At 63.9% G+C, this 13,805-nt stretch carries 16 protein-coding genes; 6 read left to right on the top strand and 10 right to left on the bottom strand.

Annotation, left to right across the window (positions count from 1 at the left end):
- The first annotated feature begins 41 nt into the window (after nt 1-41).
- Together JQ624_RS19720 and JQ624_RS19715 are read left to right on the top strand one after the other, a co-directional pair.
- Entirely contained in the window at nt 42-350 is a 309-nt protein-coding gene (locus JQ624_RS19720) for a hypothetical protein (protein WP_212420559.1), read from the top strand.
- 299 nt (nt 351-649) lie between these two features.
- The gene (locus JQ624_RS19715; RefSeq protein ID WP_212420558.1) at nt 650-1,819 is read left to right on the top strand and encodes a DUF2865 domain-containing protein; all 1,170 of its coding nucleotides are present in this window, start codon (nt 650-652) and stop codon (nt 1,817-1,819) included.
- Between the two features lie 94 nt (nt 1,820-1,913).
- On the opposite strand, the gene JQ624_RS19710 is transcribed toward JQ624_RS19715, so the two are convergent.
- Genes JQ624_RS19710 through JQ624_RS19700 form a run of 3 tightly spaced genes read right to left on the bottom strand, consistent with a single transcriptional unit; the run spans nt 1,914 to nt 5,454 of the window.
- The gene (locus JQ624_RS19710; protein ID WP_212420557.1) at nt 1,914-3,665 is read right to left on the bottom strand and encodes an NAD+ synthase; all 1,752 of its coding nucleotides are present in this window, start codon (nt 3,663-3,665) and stop codon (nt 1,914-1,916) included.
- A 45-nt stretch (nt 3,666-3,710) separates the two neighbouring features.
- The gene (locus JQ624_RS19705) at nt 3,711-4,064 is read right to left on the bottom strand and encodes a diacylglycerol kinase (protein ID WP_212420556.1); all 354 of its coding nucleotides are present in this window, start codon (nt 4,062-4,064) and stop codon (nt 3,711-3,713) included.
- Nucleotide 4,065: 1 nt separating this feature from the next.
- Nucleotides 4,066-5,454, bottom strand: a complete 1,389-nt coding sequence (locus tag JQ624_RS19700) for a class II 3-deoxy-7-phosphoheptulonate synthase (protein ID WP_212420555.1) — start codon at nt 5,452-5,454, stop codon at nt 4,066-4,068.
- Between the two features lie 240 nt (nt 5,455-5,694).
- Here JQ624_RS19700 and JQ624_RS19695 point away from each other — a divergent pair, with 240 nt between their 5' ends.
- Nucleotides 5,695-6,600: an alpha/beta fold hydrolase gene (locus JQ624_RS19695; protein ID WP_212420554.1), complete on the top strand. Its 906-nt coding sequence runs from the start codon at nt 5,695-5,697 to the stop codon at nt 6,598-6,600.
- A 47-nt stretch (nt 6,601-6,647) separates the two neighbouring features.
- On the opposite strand, the gene JQ624_RS19690 is transcribed toward JQ624_RS19695, so the two are convergent.
- Nucleotides 6,648-6,905 carry a hypothetical protein gene (locus JQ624_RS19690; RefSeq protein WP_212420553.1) on the bottom strand — a complete coding sequence of 86 codons (258 nt, stop codon included), beginning with the start codon at nt 6,903-6,905 and terminating at the stop codon, nt 6,648-6,650.
- 196 nt (nt 6,906-7,101) lie between these two features.
- Here JQ624_RS19690 and JQ624_RS19685 point away from each other — a divergent pair, with 196 nt between their 5' ends.
- Nucleotides 7,102-7,716 carry a cysteine hydrolase family protein gene (locus JQ624_RS19685; RefSeq protein ID WP_212420552.1) on the top strand — a complete coding sequence of 205 codons (615 nt, stop codon included), beginning with the start codon at nt 7,102-7,104 and terminating at the stop codon, nt 7,714-7,716.
- Nucleotides 7,717-7,730: 14 nt separating this feature from the next.
- On the opposite strand, the gene JQ624_RS19680 is transcribed toward JQ624_RS19685, so the two are convergent.
- The 6 genes from JQ624_RS19680 to rpiA all read right to left on the bottom strand — a co-directional run bounded on the left by JQ624_RS19680 (nt 7,731) and on the right by rpiA (nt 12,183).
- Nucleotides 7,731-8,582, bottom strand: coding sequence for a 3-hydroxybutyryl-CoA dehydrogenase (locus JQ624_RS19680; protein WP_212420551.1), 852 nt, complete (start codon nt 8,580-8,582; stop codon nt 7,731-7,733).
- Between the two features lie 157 nt (nt 8,583-8,739).
- The gene (locus JQ624_RS19675; protein ID WP_212420550.1) at nt 8,740-9,141 is read right to left on the bottom strand and encodes a PIN domain-containing protein; all 402 of its coding nucleotides are present in this window, start codon (nt 9,139-9,141) and stop codon (nt 8,740-8,742) included.
- Nucleotides 9,138-9,368, bottom strand: a complete 231-nt coding sequence (locus JQ624_RS19670; protein ID WP_212420602.1) for an AbrB/MazE/SpoVT family DNA-binding domain-containing protein — start codon at nt 9,366-9,368, stop codon at nt 9,138-9,140. The genes JQ624_RS19675 and JQ624_RS19670 overlap by 4 nt, the downstream gene beginning before the upstream one ends.
- Before the next feature lie 133 nt (nt 9,369-9,501).
- Complete coding sequence (gene gor / locus JQ624_RS19665) at nt 9,502-10,887, bottom strand: glutathione-disulfide reductase (protein ID WP_212420549.1); 1,386 nt, start codon at nt 10,885-10,887, stop codon at nt 9,502-9,504.
- 33 nt (nt 10,888-10,920) lie between these two features.
- Nucleotides 10,921-11,460: a DUF2059 domain-containing protein gene (locus JQ624_RS19660; protein ID WP_212420548.1), complete on the bottom strand. Its 540-nt coding sequence runs from the start codon at nt 11,458-11,460 to the stop codon at nt 10,921-10,923.
- A gap of 24 nt (nt 11,461-11,484) precedes the next feature.
- Nucleotides 11,485-12,183, bottom strand: a complete 699-nt coding sequence (gene rpiA, locus JQ624_RS19655; RefSeq protein WP_212420547.1) for a ribose-5-phosphate isomerase RpiA — start codon at nt 12,181-12,183, stop codon at nt 11,485-11,487.
- A gap of 251 nt (nt 12,184-12,434) precedes the next feature.
- Between rpiA and gph the strand changes: the two genes are divergently transcribed.
- Nucleotides 12,435-13,121 (top strand): phosphoglycolate phosphatase, encoded by a 687-nt coding sequence (gene gph, locus JQ624_RS19650; RefSeq protein WP_212420546.1) that lies wholly within the window; start codon nt 12,435-12,437, stop codon nt 13,119-13,121.
- Nucleotides 13,122-13,265: 144 nt separating this feature from the next.
- Nucleotides 13,266-13,730, top strand: coding sequence for a hypothetical protein (locus JQ624_RS19645; RefSeq protein ID WP_212420545.1), 465 nt, complete (start codon nt 13,266-13,268; stop codon nt 13,728-13,730).
- The last annotated feature ends 75 nt before the right edge of the window (nt 13,731-13,805 follow it).

The raw sequence follows: 13,805 nt of genomic DNA, 5'->3' as shown, positions 1-13,805 counted from the left end.
CCTATTCCTGAGGGCGGTTCCTCATCCCGCCGGTGTCCTCCATGCGACTTTCCTCCGCACTCATTGCCAGTGCCTTCCTGCTTGCCGCCTCGGCCGCTTCCGCCGACAGCCGCGTCTTCATCCTCGCCAACCAGGCTGATGGCTATGGCGTCGATGAGTGCCTCGCCAGGGGTGAGAAGTGCGGCGCTCATGCCGCCCGCTCCTATTGCCAGTCACGGGAATTTGCACAAGCCACCGCCTATCGCCGCGTCGATCCCGACGAAATCACCGGCGCGGTTCCGAGCGGCGGCGTCGACAAATGCTCTGGCCGCGGTTGCGGCGAATACGTCGCCATTACCTGCCAGCGCTAGCGCCTTTTTCGGTTCTGATTGAAAATCACAACCGGGCGCTAGCTTTTTGTTTTGACGCGTTTTCTTCACGCGAACCGGGATCCACCCCCGGATCAAGTCCGAGGGCATGCTTCGCTCGAAAACGCTACGGAGACGTTTATCCCGTAGAATCAAGGGCCGGCTTGCCACACCTGCGCCCCGGAAACGACGTGACGCTGCCCCGAGAAGCAGGTATTGGATGCGGCCTTGGTTGCAGAACGCCGCCTTGGCCGCGCCATCAGGCTGACAAGCCGCGCGGATCAGCTCTCTCATGGCCGGATATGCTGGAAATTCGCAACGCTGCCCTCTCCCTTCGGATTTTGACCTGCGCCGTCCTCGTCCTGCTCGGCATCGCCGCCCCGGGCGCGCCCGCCTTGGCGCAGACGAACGACGATGCCATGGCGCAGATGAACCAGGACGCCCCGCCACAGCAGGGCGCCCAGGCCAATCCGATCTGTATCCGGCTCGAAGGACAATTGGCGACCATCGACCGTGGCGCCGGCACCGGCGACCCTGCCAAGGATGAACAGATCCGCCGCTATCAGGAAGCCCAGGCCAAGCAACAGGCCGAACTCGATCGGGTCACGCTGCAGGCCAAGCGGATGGGCTGCGAAAGCTCGGGCTTCTTCTCGCTGTTCAACGGCCGCTCGGCGCAGTGCGGTCCCGTGAACAACCAGATTCAGCAGATGCGGGCCAATCTCGACCAGATCACCACCAGCCTGGAGCGCCTGCGCAGCGGCGGCATCGGTGGCGCCGACCGCGAAAACCAGCGCCGCTCGGTGCTGACGGCGCTCGCGCAGAACAATTGCGGCCCACAATATGCCGCCGCCGCGCGCGGTCCCGGCAATTTCATCGACAGTCTGTTCGGCAACAACCAGACGCTGCCGCCGCCCAGCGCCGACCTCGGCGCGCCGTCCGGCACCTTCCGCACCGTCTGCGTCCGCACCTGCGACGGCGGTTATTTCCCGGTGTCGTTCGCCACCTACCAGGCGCGATTTCAGGACGACGAGAAGACCTGCAAGGCACTTTGCCCGGCGACGGAAGCGACGCTGTTCACCTACCGCAATCCCGGCGAGGACATCAACCAGGCGGTCTCGATCAACGGCCAGCCTTATTCGTCGCTGCCGAACGCGTTCAAATTCCGCACCGAGTTCAACGCATCCTGCGCCTGCAAGGCCGCAGGCCAGACCTGGTCGGAAGCGCTGAAGTCGGTCGACGACAGGGCAGGCGTCGAACAAGGCGACATCATCGTCACCGAGGAGAGCGCGCGGCGGATGCAGCAGCGCGCGCAGCCGAAGGGTGCGCCGCCGCCGCCCAAGAAAGGCGCAGCGCCTGCCGGCACCGCCGCCGCGCCGGCTGCAACAGCCGCCCCGGCCGATACGACAGCTACTGCCGCCGACAAGGACAAGGTCCGCACCGTCGGCCCGACCTTCATCCCGCCGAAGCAGTAGACGCGCCCTAGATTCCTCTTTGACGCGTTTTCTTGACGCGAACCGGCACCCACCGCCGGATCAAGTCCGAGAGCAAGCTTCGCTCGAAAACGCTCTACCCCTCGAACGCGTCCGCCGAGGCGCGGCCGGCGCGGGCAACCAGCTTCTCGTCGGGCGCAGGCAGCGCCTTGCCATTGTCGCGGAAGCGATTGGTGATGGGATAGCGGCGGTCGCGGCCGAAGTTCTTTTCCGTCACCTTGACGCCCGGGGCCGCCTGCCGGCGCTTGTATTCGGCGATGTTGAGCAGCCGGTCGATCCGCGTCACCACGTCAGCCGGGAAGCCGGCCGCGATGATCGAGGCGAGCGGCTCCTCGCGCTCGACCAGCCGTTCGAGGATGCCGTCGAGCATGTCATAGGGCGGCAGCGAATCCTGGTCGGTCTGGTTCTCGCGCAACTCCGCCGTCGGCGGCCGGGTGATGATGTTGACCGGAATCACCTCGCCCGATGGCCCGAGCGCGCCGTCCGGCTTCCATTCGTTGCGCAGGCTCGACAGGCGGAACACTTCGGTCTTGTAGATGTCCTTGATCGGATTGAAGCCGCCGTTCATGTCGCCATAGATGGTGGCGTAACCGACCGACATTTCCGATTTGTTGCCGGTCGTGACCACCATCGCGCCGGTCTTGTTCGAAATCGCCATCAGCAGCGTACCGCGGGTGCGCGCCTGCAGATTTTCCTCGGTGATGTCGCGCGGCAGGCCGGCGAACGGGCCGGACAGGATTTTTTCAAAACCGTTGACGGCGTCCGCGATCGGCAACACTTCGTATCGGATGCCAAGCGCTTTCGCGAGTTTCGCCGCATCGTCGAGCGACACCTGCGCGGTGAAACGGAACGGCAGCATCACGCCGCGGACCTGGTCGGCCCCGAGCGCATCGACCGCGATCGCCGCACACAGCGCCGAATCGATGCCGCCGGAGACGCCGAGCAATACGCCGGGGAATCCGTTCTTGCGGACGTAATCGCGCAGGCCCAGCACGCAGGCCGCGTAGTCTCCCTTGTCGCCCTCGACCAGCGGCACCACCGGGCCCGAGCAACGCCAGCCGTCGGCGCCCTTGGTCCAGTGCAGCGTGACGATGCTCTCCTCGAACGCCGGCAGTTGCGCCGCGACCGACAGATCGGCGTTGAGCGCGAACGAGGCGCCGTCGAACACCAGTTCGTCCTGTCCGCCGATCTGGTTGAGATAGACCAGCGGCAAGCCGCTCTCGGTGACACGGGCCACCGCGATCGACAGCCGCAGATCGTTCTTGTCGCGCGCATAGGGCGAGCCGTTCGGCACGACCAGAATTTCCGCGCCGGTCTCGGCAAGGCATTCGACGATGTTTTCGTATTCCTCGGATTCTTCAAGCCAGATGTCCTCGCAGATGGGAACGCCGACCCGGACGCCCTTGACGGTCACCGGACCCGCGGCGGGGCCGCGCGCGAACAGGCGTTTTTCGTCGAACACGCCGTAATTCGGCAGGTTCGCCTTGAAGCGAAGGGCTGCGATGCGGCCCTGATCGAGCAATGCGCAGGCATTGTAGAGTTTGCCGTCCTCGACCCAGGGCGTGCCGATCAGCATGGCCGGGCCGCCGCCCGCGCTCTCGCGCGCCAGTTCCTCAATGGCGGCGCGGCAGGCGGCCTGGAAGGCGGGCTTCAGCACCAGATCTTCCGGCGGGTAGCCGCAGATGAACAATTCCGGCAGCACCACGAGATCGGCGCCGTCGGCCTTGGCCTTGTCGCGCGCGGCGCGCGCCTTGGCGGCATTACCCGTGACGTCGCCGACCGTCGGGTTTAGCTGCGCCAGCGTGATCTTGAAGGTTGGTTCGGTCATGGGAGCGATGGTGCCTTGCACAAGAGCAAACTGCAATTGCTCGCTTTAGAACGCGCCTATGCGTTCGGCGACGGCAAACAGCCAGAACGCCCCGGCCATCAGCAGCGCGACGCCGACCGCCGCCGACCCCATGTCCTTGACCCGCCCGATCTGCGGATCGTGGTCGGTGGTGAGCCGGTCGGCGAGTTTCTCGATCGCGGTATTGAGGATCTCGACCACCAGCACGAACGCCACCGCCGCGACCAGTTCCACCCGGCGCATCACGCTCGCGCCGACCAGCCAGGCCAGCGGCACCGACAGCGCCAGCGCAAACAGTTCCTCGCGGACGGCCTGCTCCGATCGGATCGCAAAGGCGAGGCCGTTACGGGTGTTGATGGTGGCCCGCCAGAGTCGCAGCAAATCAGAGTCCCGCTGCGGCCGGCATCAGCTTTTCCTTGCCCGCGCGTTCCTGCTTGAGCAGTTCGGCGATCAGGAAGGCCATATCGATCGATTGTTCGGCATTGAGGCGCGGATCGCAGACCGTGTGATAGCGATCGTTGAGGTCCTCGTCGGTGATGGCGCGGGCGCCGCCGATGCATTCGGTGACGTCCTGCCCGGTCATTTCCAGGTGAACGCCGCCGGCATGCGTCCCCTCCGCCGCGTGGATGGCGAAGAACGACTTCACCTCCGACAGCACCCGGTCGAACGGGCGGGTCTTGTAGCCCGAGGTCGAGGTGATGGTGTTGCCGTGCATGGGATCGCAGGACCAGACCACGACGCGCCCTTCCCGCTGCACCGCGCGGATCAGCGGCGCGAGATGGTCGCCGACCTTGTCGGAGCCGAAGCGGTTGATCAGCGTCAGCCGTCCGGGCTCGTTGTCGGGGTTGAGGATGTCGATCAGCTTCAACAGTTCGTCCGGCTTCAGCGACGGGCCGCATTTCAGGCCGATCGGGTTCTTGATGCCGCGGAAATATTCGACATGGCCGTGGTCGAGCTGGCGGGTGCGGTCGCCGATCCAGATCATGTGGCCGGAGGTCGCGTACCAGTCGCCGGTGGTGGAATCGACCCGTGTGAAGGCCTGCTCGTAACCCAAAAGCAGCGCCTCATGGCTGGTGTAGAAATCGGTGGCGCGCAGTTCGGGATGGCTTTCAAGATCCAGCCCGCAGGCGCGCATGAAATTCAGCGCGTCCGAGATACGGTCCGCCAGCTCCTTGTAGCGCCGCGACTGCGGGGAATCCTTGAGGAAGCCGAGCATCCACTGATGCACGCTGCCGAGATTGGCAAAGCCGCCGGTCGCGAAGGCGCGCAGCAGGTTCAGCGTTGCCGCCGACTGCCGGTACGCCATCAGCTGGCGCTGCGGATCGGGAATGCGCGCTTCCGGCGTAAACGCGATGTCGTTGATGATGTCGCCGCGGTAGCTTGGCAACTCGATGCCATTGATCTTTTCCGTGTTCGACGAACGCGGTTTTGCAAACTGTCCGGCGATGCGGCCGACCTTCACCACCGGCAGCGCGCCGGCATAGGTCAGGACCACGGCCATCTGCAGCAGCACGCGGAAAAAATCGCGGATGTTGTTGGCGCCATGCTCGGCAAAACTCTCGGCGCAATCGCCGCCCTGCAGCAGGAAGGCCTCGCCCGCGGCAACCCGGGCCAGCGCTTTTTTCAGGTTGCGGGCCTCACCGGCAAACACCAGCGGCGGAAACGTGGCGAGCTGCGCCTCGACATCGGCCAATGCCTTGGCATCGGGATAATCGGGCACTTGCAGCACCGGCCTGGTGCGCCAGCTATCGGGCGTCCACCGCTCGGACATGACGTTAACTCCTGAGCAAAAACCGCTACTTATCCGCCTTCGCTAAACCTTCGGCGGACGGGGAATTGAAAAACCCGGCGAAGCCTTCGGCGTTGCCGGGCAAGCGATTGTGAAGGCCGCCTTATACACAGGCCTTACGCTCACCGCCAGTTAGATTTCCGGTAGTCCTGACAAGCCCTTGCAGCAAAAGCCGATTTCGCTTTTGCTGTGGCCGCTCGCAAAAGCTGGCAGGAGAACACGGTGGCCGAGCCGAGGCTGGACGACGTATTTAGCGACGATATCACGGTGCCCGCGACGGATGGATATCCCCTTGCCGCGACGCTGTTTCTGCCCCGCGGGGCCAAGCGCCATGCTGTCCTGATCAATTCGGCGACCGCGGTCCCCCGCAGGCTCTACCGGGGCTTTGCCGGCTATCTCGCCAAGCGCGGCTGCGCGGTTTTGACCTACGACTACCGCGGCACCGGCGATAGCAGGCAGCAGGCGCTGACCGGCTACAACCAGCCGAAATCGCTGGTCGGCTTCCAGGCCTCGATGTCGGACTGGGCCGCGCAGGATATTACGGCCACGGTCGCCTGGATGCGCGAGCGCTACAAGGCGCTCCCCTTCGCCTATGTCGGACATTCGTTCGGCGGCCAAGCGCTCGGCCTGTTGCCGAACAATTCGGAGATTTCGCGCGCGCTGTTCATTGCAGCCCAAGCCGGCTACTGGAAACTGATGGCCTCGCCGGAGCGCTACCGCGTCTACGCCATGCTGAATTTTGTCGGCCTCCCGCTCACCCGCGCGCTCGGCTACATGCCGGGCAAGGCCGGCCTCGGCATGGACCTGCCGAAGGACGCCTTCCTGCAATGGGTCGGCTGGGTGATGAGCCCGCGCTACCTGTTCGACGACGCCAGGCTCGCAGCCTTGCAGAATTTTCCGAAATACCAGGGCGCGTTGCGCGCGCTCTGCATGTCCGACGATCCCTGGGCGACGCGGCCCGCGGTCGAATTGCTGTGCTCGGGATTTACCTCGATCAAGCCGGAAATCATCACGGTGACGCCGGCCGATACCGGCGCGAGCAGGATCGGGCACATGGGATTCTTCAGGCCCGAACATCGTGACACGCTATGGCGCGGGGCGGCCGAGTGGATCGAGGCGGGGGAATAAGTTCGTTCGTATTGCGAGCGAAGCTTGTATCCCGCGGATATTCGCCGTCACTTCTCACACCGGGGACATTGACCATCTGCGGCCTCGCCGAGCTGGCGCCCGATTTCTGCCCTGATGGCTTCCGATGCCCACGTCGTCCCATCGCTTCTGATCATTTTCCTGACCCGCTCGAACGCGTGACTTTCGGCGGCGTCATCGCCGACGCGGATAATGACATCCCAATGGAACGGGCATGCGGCTGTGGCACGCGTCGTCTCCAACGCGTGGCGGACGGCTGCGGTCAGATCGTCGGCATCGTTGTTCATCGGCACGAGAACCTCCAACCTGCGCCGAAGGACGGCGATCACGCGGCGAGACTAGGCCTTGGTGGCGCGCGAAGTAGCCTCACCTGACCAAATCTCGCCAACAACGCGGCAACGGCCGCGGCCGTTCCCCTCTCTGGCTTTGAAACCAGTCCCGGCTCGCCGAATTAGCCCTTCCGATGAGCCCAGGGACCGACGAATGGCCAGCATAACCGACGCAGCGCATCTGTGCATTGATATGCAGAACATCTTCGCCAAAGGCGGCGTATGGGAAACGCCATGGATGGAACGGGTATTGCCGGTTATCGCGGATATCTGCGCGCGGTACACGGAACGGACGGTGTTCACGCGCTTCATCACGCCGCAACAGCCGCAAGACCGGCGCGGCCAGTGGCAGGCCTATTTCACGAAATGGCAACGCGCGACGCGTGGCAATCTCGCACCCGGTGCGCTTGATATCGTGCCCCAGCTTGCGCGCTATTCGCCGCCGGCGCTGGTCGTCGACAAGCCCGCCTATTCGGCATTCTTCGGCTCACGGCTCGGTCATTTGCTGGTGGAGCGACACGTCGGGACGGTGGTGGTGTCGGGCGCGGAGACCGACGTCTGCGTGCTCTCCACCGTGCTCGGCGCGGTCGACCTTGGCTTCCGCGTCGTCATCGTGCAGGACGCGCTGTGCAGCTCTTCCGACGCCGGCCACGATGCGCTGATGACCATGTACCGGACGCGGTTTCACGGGCAGATCGATCTGGTCAGCGCCGAAGAACTGTTCGAGATGTGGCGTCCGGATCAGGCCACCGGACGCACGCAGCCGTAACTCTCCCGTGACGCTCACTTGCCGTAGCTGTAAAACCCCTGCCCGGTCTTGCGGCCGAGATGGCCGGCGGCGACCATTTCCTTCAGCAGCGGCGCGGGGCGATACTTCGGGTCGTTGAAGCCCTGGTAGAAGACTTCCATCACCGACAGCATGGTGTCCAGACCGATCATGTCGGCCAGCGCCAGCGGGCCGATCGGGTGGTTGCAGCCCAGCTTCATGCCGGCATCGAGGTCTTCCGCAGTGGCGATGCCTTCCTGAAGCGCAAAGATCGCCTCGTTGATCATCGGGCAGAGGATGCGATTGACCGCAAAGCCCGGGCTGTTCTTTGCGGTGATCGATACCTTGCCGATCCGTTTTGCAAAGGCTTCGGCCTTGGCGTGGGTGTCGTCCGAGGTCTGCAGGCCGCGGATCAATTCCAACAGCGCCATCAGCGGCACCGGATTGAAGAAGTGCAGACCGATGAAGCGGTCCGGACGGTCGGTCGCAGCGGCGAGCTTGGTGATCGAGATCGAGGAGGTGTTGGTGGCGAGCAGCGCCCGCGGCTGCAGTTTTGCGCAGAGATCCTTGAGGATCTTCACCTTCAGCTCTTCGTTTTCGGTCGCGGCCTCGATAACGAGATCGCAGGTGGAAAACTTCGCCGTGTCCGTGCTCGTCATGATCCGCGCCAGCGCGGCCTGCCGGTCGGCATCGGTCATCTTCTGCTTGTTGACCAGCCGCTCGAGGCTGCTGGAAACGACCGACATGCCGCGGGCGAGCGCGGCATCCGAGATGTCCGTCATCACAACGGGAAGACCGGCGGCGGCACACACCTGGGCGATGCCGTTGCCCATGGTGCCCGCGCCTACAATACCGATTGATTCGATCATTGCTTAGGTACCTTTATCCTGGAATGCTGAATTGCCTGACTAGCAGAATGCGGCGGCCGTCGGTAGCCCGCAGCAAGCAGCGTGCATGAGCGCGATGATGTGCACGACAGCGGGAATGCCGGGGAGGACAACCTGGATCCCGCTTCACCTCTCCGGGCTACGCACCTTCGACAAACGGGTTGCGGATCGCCAGATCGGCAATCGCGCGGCCGTGCTGCATGTCTTCGCTGTAGAGAATGTCACAGCCGGCCTCGGCGGCTGCGGCGACAATAAGTGCATCGTAGAAGGCTAGACCGTGTTCGCGCGCAAACCCGATTGCGGCAGCATGTGTGTCAGCGGTGAGCGGAACGATGTCGGGAAACCGGAAACGCAGAGAATGCACCGCCGCTTCGATGACGGGCCATTCCTGCTTTTGCTTTTTGCGCAATACGTTGGTGAACTCGTTCAGCACCTGCACGCTGATAACACCACCGCCCGCAATTGCGGTCAGCGCGCGCTCGCGGCGGGCGTCAGTAGAGAAGGCGTAGATCAAGATATTGCTATCGAAGAACGCGCTCACCGCTCGTTCGCCTCGTCGCGGTCGAACTTATAGCCTTCGGGCAATTGAAAACGGAACGCTTCTGCCTGCCTCAGAAATTCCGCGCGCTTGTCTATCTTCTCGACCACGACCTTACCCTTCGAGGCCGCGACAACGTCGAGTTCGTCGCCGGGACTGAGCTTCAACGCCTCGACCAGTTTCTTGGGCAAGCGGACCGCGAGGCTATTGCCCCACTTGGATACCAGCATCGCCGCCTCCATGATATCATCTGAACGCCGGATATCATAAGCCGGATATCATTCCTGTTCAAGCCTGTAGAATCGCTTGTTTCCCTTCGTCCAAGCAGACACTTGCACCCAAGGCCAGGCTTTGCGCTCGCTCCTACTCCGCCGCCTGCCGCACATACCTTGCCGTCGGCGTCCGCATCGTCACCAGCTCTTCCGCGGCCGTCGGATGCAGCGCAATCGTCGCGTCGAAATCGGCTTTGGTCGCCTTCATCTTCACGGCGATGGCAACCGCCTGGACGATTTCGGCGGCGGCATCGCCGACGATGTGACAGCCGAGCACGCGGTCGGTGGTGCCGTCGACCACGAGCTTCATCAGCACGCGGGTGTCGCGGCCGGACATCGTCGCCTTGATCGGGCGGAAATCGGCCTTGTAGATGTCGACGTGGTTGAATTGCGCGCGCGCCTGCGCTTCGGTCAGGCCCACGGTGCCGACTTCGGGCTGCGAGAACACCGCCGTCGGGATGGTGGCGTGATCGACCTCAACGGGGCGCTTGCCGAACACGGTGTCGGCGAAGGCATGGCCCTCGCGGATCGCGACCGGCGTCAGATTGGTGCGATGGGTGACATCGCCGATCGCATAGATGTTGTCGACCGAGGTCTTCGACCAGCCGTCGACGGCGATGCCGCCATTGGCCGGATTGATGGTGACGCCAGCTTTCTCAAGCCCGAGATTGGCGACGTTCGGGTGCCGCCCGATCGCGAACATCACCTTGTCGGAGGCGATGCTCGAACCGCTCGAAAGGTGAGTCGTGAATTCGTGGCCGTGCTTGTCCACTTTATCAATGGTGCAGCCGGTGATGATGGTGATGCCCTGCTTCTCCATCTCGGCGCGCACGTGCTTGCGGACGTCCTCGTCGAAACCGCGCAGGATGTTGTCGCCGCGATAGATCACGGTCACGTCCGAGCCGAAGCCGGCAAAGATGCCGGCAAATTCCAGCGCGATATAGCCGCCGCCCTGGATCACGATGCGCTTCGGCAGCTCGGTGAGATGAAACGCCTCGTTGGAGGAGATGACGTGCTCGATGCCGGGGATTTCCCGCCCATGGTTGGGCGCGCCGCCGGTCGCGATCAGGATGTATTTTGCGGTGACCTTTTCGCCGGTCATCAGCCGCAGCGTGTGGGCGTCTTCCAGCACCGCACGGGTCTTTGCGATGCGCGCGCCTGATTTCTCGACATTGGCGGCGTAGATGCCTTCGAGGCGGGCGATCTCCTTGTCCTTGTTGGCGACGAGCGTCGGCCAGTCAAAGGAGACGTCTGAGATGGTCCAGCCGAAACCGGCAGCGTCCTCGATCTCGTGGCGGACGTGCGAGCCGATCACGAACAGCTTTTTCGGCACGCAGCCGCGGATCACGCAGGTGCCGCCCATCCGGTATTCTTCGGCGACCATGACCTTGGCGCCGTGGAGGGCTGCGATGCGGGCGGCGCGAACGCCGCCCGAACCACCGCCGATGACGAACAGATCGACGTCGAACTCAGCCATATCAACCCCGCCCGAAGCCGCTTCTGGTTTGGATCAGATATCCTTGCCGCGCTTCTTCATCTCGGCGCGGAACTGGCCATTGATGGTTTCGGCAAAGACCTGCGCCCACTGGTTCATGTAGGACATGCTGAACTGGATGGCGCGTGGTTCGCTCGACAGCAGCTTCTGGCCAAGCGGCGACTTGTAGAAGGTGACGAGATCCTTCAACTCCTGCTCGGTGAACTCGTTGGCGTAGACCTGCGCCATGCCGTCGCCGATTTCCTTCTCGCGGCCGGCGAGATTCTTGGCCACGATCACGGCAACCTCGTTGAGATCCTTCTGATAGTTCAGATTGTTCTGCAACAGCACGTTCTTGGTCTGCTCGACGAGATTGGGAACGGCGTTGGCATACATCGCGCTGGCGTTCTTCATCGCCAGGATTTCCTTGGCGGCGGCGAGCGCCGCCGGCGAGCCGGGCTTGAGTGGCGTGGTCGCGGCGGGCGCATTTTTCTGCTGCGCGTCGGCCGGAACGGCGGTCAGGGCCAGTCCGACTGCGAGGCCGGCCGCCGACAAAATCCGTGAAAGGCTCTTCATTCCAATTCTCCTCGATTACCGGCGTTACCGCCGCTCAACTACGCGAATTCCCTGCGCACCTGCCAGGACGGCGGTGCTGGCCAGGCCAATGAACAACCCGTGTTCGACGACACCCGGGATCAGGCTCAACAGGCCCGCCAGACGCGGCGCATCCGTGATGCGTTCCAGATGGGCATCGACAATCCAGTGGCCGCCATCGGTGACAAAAACGTGGCCGTCCTTGCCCTTGCGGAGCCCCATTTGCCCGGAAACGCCGCTTTGGGCAAATGCCGTCGCCATGGCCCGCTGGGTTGCGGCCAGCCCGAACGGAATCACCTCTACAGGTAGGGGGAAACGGCCGAGAACATCGACCCATTTGGTTTCGTCGGCAATCACGATCATGCGATCGGACGCCGCCGCCACGATCTTCTCCCGCAACAGCGCGCCGCCGCCGCCCTTGATCAGGTTCAGCGCGGGATCGACCTCGTCGGCGCCGTCCACGGTGAGATCGAGCCGGTCGATCGCATCGAGCGTGGTCAGCGGAATTTTGCACGCTTCGGCCTGGGCGCGGGTCGCTTCCGAGGTGGGCACGCCCACCACTTTCATTCCGCCCGCAACCTTCTCGCCGAGCAGTTCGACAAAATGCTTGGCGGTCGAGCCGGTGCCGAGCCCGAGCCTCATGCCATCCTGCACGTGCGCCAGCGCCTGCGCCGCCGCCTGCCGCTTTAATTGGTCCATATCCACGTGCCGAATGCCTCTGAAATCCGCCGATCCGCGGGCGCATGTCTAGCGTCGTTTTGCCGGCAGGAACAGCGTCATGAGGCCCGCCGCGCGCCGGATCAAGGGGGTGGGACTTTGTCCATCGCGGCCAGAATGGCGGCAAATCACGGCTCGACCTCGGCCCGCATGCCGGGACAGGTGAACACATGGCGTTCATCCCGGCGATTTGAACTTCCCTACTTGCATGATGCTTTGCCTGCCGCTAGCGAATTCCCATGACCCTTCCCCGCACTGTTGTCTTCGACCTCGACGGCACCCTGGTCGACACCGCGCCCGACCTCATCGCCGCGCTCAATTTCGTACTCGACCGTGAAGGCCTGCCGCCGGTGCCTCTGAAATCGGCGCGCAACATGATCGGCGCCGGCGCCCGCAAGCTGATCGAACGTGGCCTCGAGGTCGAAGGCCGTGCGATGAGCGTCGAGGACACCAACCGCCTCCTGAAGGATTTCATCGACTATTACGCCGCCCACATCGCCGACGCCTCGCGGCCGTTCGAGGGGCTGGAAGCCGCGCTCGACGAGCTTGCGGCGCAGGGTTGCCGCTTTGCGGTGTGCACCAACAAGCTGGAATGGCTGTCGAAGCGACTGCTCGACCAATTGGGCCTGAGCGGGCGATTTGCCGCCATTTGCGGCGCCGATACGTTCGGCGTCTCAAAACCCGATCCAGTCATCTTGCAGCAGACGGTAGCGCGGGCGGGCGGCGATATGGCTGTGGCCATCATGGTGGGCGACGCCGGCCCCGACGTCGGCGTGGCGCGGCGGGCCGGCATTCCCGTGATCGGCGTCGAATTCGGTTACACCGATGTGCCGATCGCCGAACTGAAGCCCGACCGGCTGATCGGCCATATGCGCGACTTGCCAGCGGCGGTGGGAAGCCTCAGCAAGATCGCGTATCGGACCTAACCATCTGATTTATTGTCTGTATTAGGAACGCTGTGGTTCGGCATTAACCATTCTTTAACGATTCTTCTCGGCTTGGTTGCAGCTTTGTTCTTGCACTCTTATGGTTGGATTGTGGCGGATTGCCGCAAGTCAGAGTGATCGATCATGCGTCGTGTCATCGCGATTGCCGTCACCGGAGCGAGCCTCGCCGGCTGCTCGTCGTTTTCTCTCGATTCCTTCAAGCCGGCTCCGCCGCTGGTGAAGGTTGCGCTGGAATCGGTGCCGCCGGGCGCGGACGCCACGACCTCGCTCGGACCGGCCTGCAAAACCCCCTGCTCGATCGACGTGCCCGCACCCGATGCCGGCTTCTCCGTCACTTTCGCGAGCCCCAAGTTCCAGCCGGTCACGGTTCCGGTGCAGGTGATCCGCAATCCCGGCGATTTTGCCTCGCCGGCGACGACCATCATCGAGCCCAGCCCGGTGTTCGCGGAACTCAAGCCGACCGCGCCGCCGCCGAAGGCGCGCAAGCCGATGCGGCCGAAGCCGAAGAAGCCCAAAGCTGCCGCAGCGGCGCCGGCGCCCGGATCGGCCTTTCCGAACCCTGCCCCGGCGCAACCCGCCTCGCGCTGATCCCGGCGCACCCTGCTCCGGCAGGTTGCGGATTGTAGGCGCCCTGGAAGGTGCCTAGATTGTGCTAGCGACGTC

It is taken from the genome of Bradyrhizobium sp. AUGA SZCCT0283 (genome assembly GCF_018130385.1).
Classification (GTDB): Bacteria; Pseudomonadota; Alphaproteobacteria; order Rhizobiales; family Xanthobacteraceae; genus Bradyrhizobium.
Note: the sequence above shows the minus strand (reverse complement) of the source record. Positions and strands in the feature narration are given on the sequence as shown.

Bases quoted from the DNA above. Each gene is read 5' to 3' on its own strand.
- JQ624_RS19720 (WP_212420559.1), top strand. From the start codon at position 42: ATGCGACTTTCCTCCGCACTCATTGCCAGTGCCTTCCTGCTTGCCGCC.
- JQ624_RS19715 (WP_212420558.1), top strand. From the start codon at position 650: ATGCTGGAAATTCGCAACGCTGCCCTCTCCCTTCGGATTTTGACCTGC.
- JQ624_RS19710 (WP_212420557.1), bottom strand. From the start codon at position 3,665: ATGACCGAACCAACCTTCAAGATCACGCTGGCGCAGCTAAACCCGACG.
- JQ624_RS19700 (WP_212420555.1), bottom strand. From the start codon at position 5,454: ATGTCCGAGCGGTGGACGCCCGATAGCTGGCGCACCAGGCCGGTGCTG.
- JQ624_RS19690 (WP_212420553.1), bottom strand. From the start codon at position 6,905: ATGAACAACGATGCCGACGATCTGACCGCAGCCGTCCGCCACGCGTTG.
- JQ624_RS19685 (WP_212420552.1), top strand. From the start codon at position 7,102: ATGGCCAGCATAACCGACGCAGCGCATCTGTGCATTGATATGCAGAAC.
- JQ624_RS19680 (WP_212420551.1), bottom strand. From the start codon at position 8,582: ATGATCGAATCAATCGGTATTGTAGGCGCGGGCACCATGGGCAACGGC.
- JQ624_RS19670 (WP_212420602.1), bottom strand. From the start codon at position 9,368: ATGCTGGTATCCAAGTGGGGCAATAGCCTCGCGGTCCGCTTGCCCAAG.
- gor (WP_212420549.1), bottom strand. From the start codon at position 10,887: ATGGCTGAGTTCGACGTCGATCTGTTCGTCATCGGCGGTGGTTCGGGC.
- JQ624_RS19660 (WP_212420548.1), bottom strand. From the start codon at position 11,460: ATGAAGAGCCTTTCACGGATTTTGTCGGCGGCCGGCCTCGCAGTCGGA.
- gph (WP_212420546.1), top strand. From the start codon at position 12,435: ATGACCCTTCCCCGCACTGTTGTCTTCGACCTCGACGGCACCCTGGTC.
- JQ624_RS19645 (WP_212420545.1), top strand. From the start codon at position 13,266: ATGCGTCGTGTCATCGCGATTGCCGTCACCGGAGCGAGCCTCGCCGGC.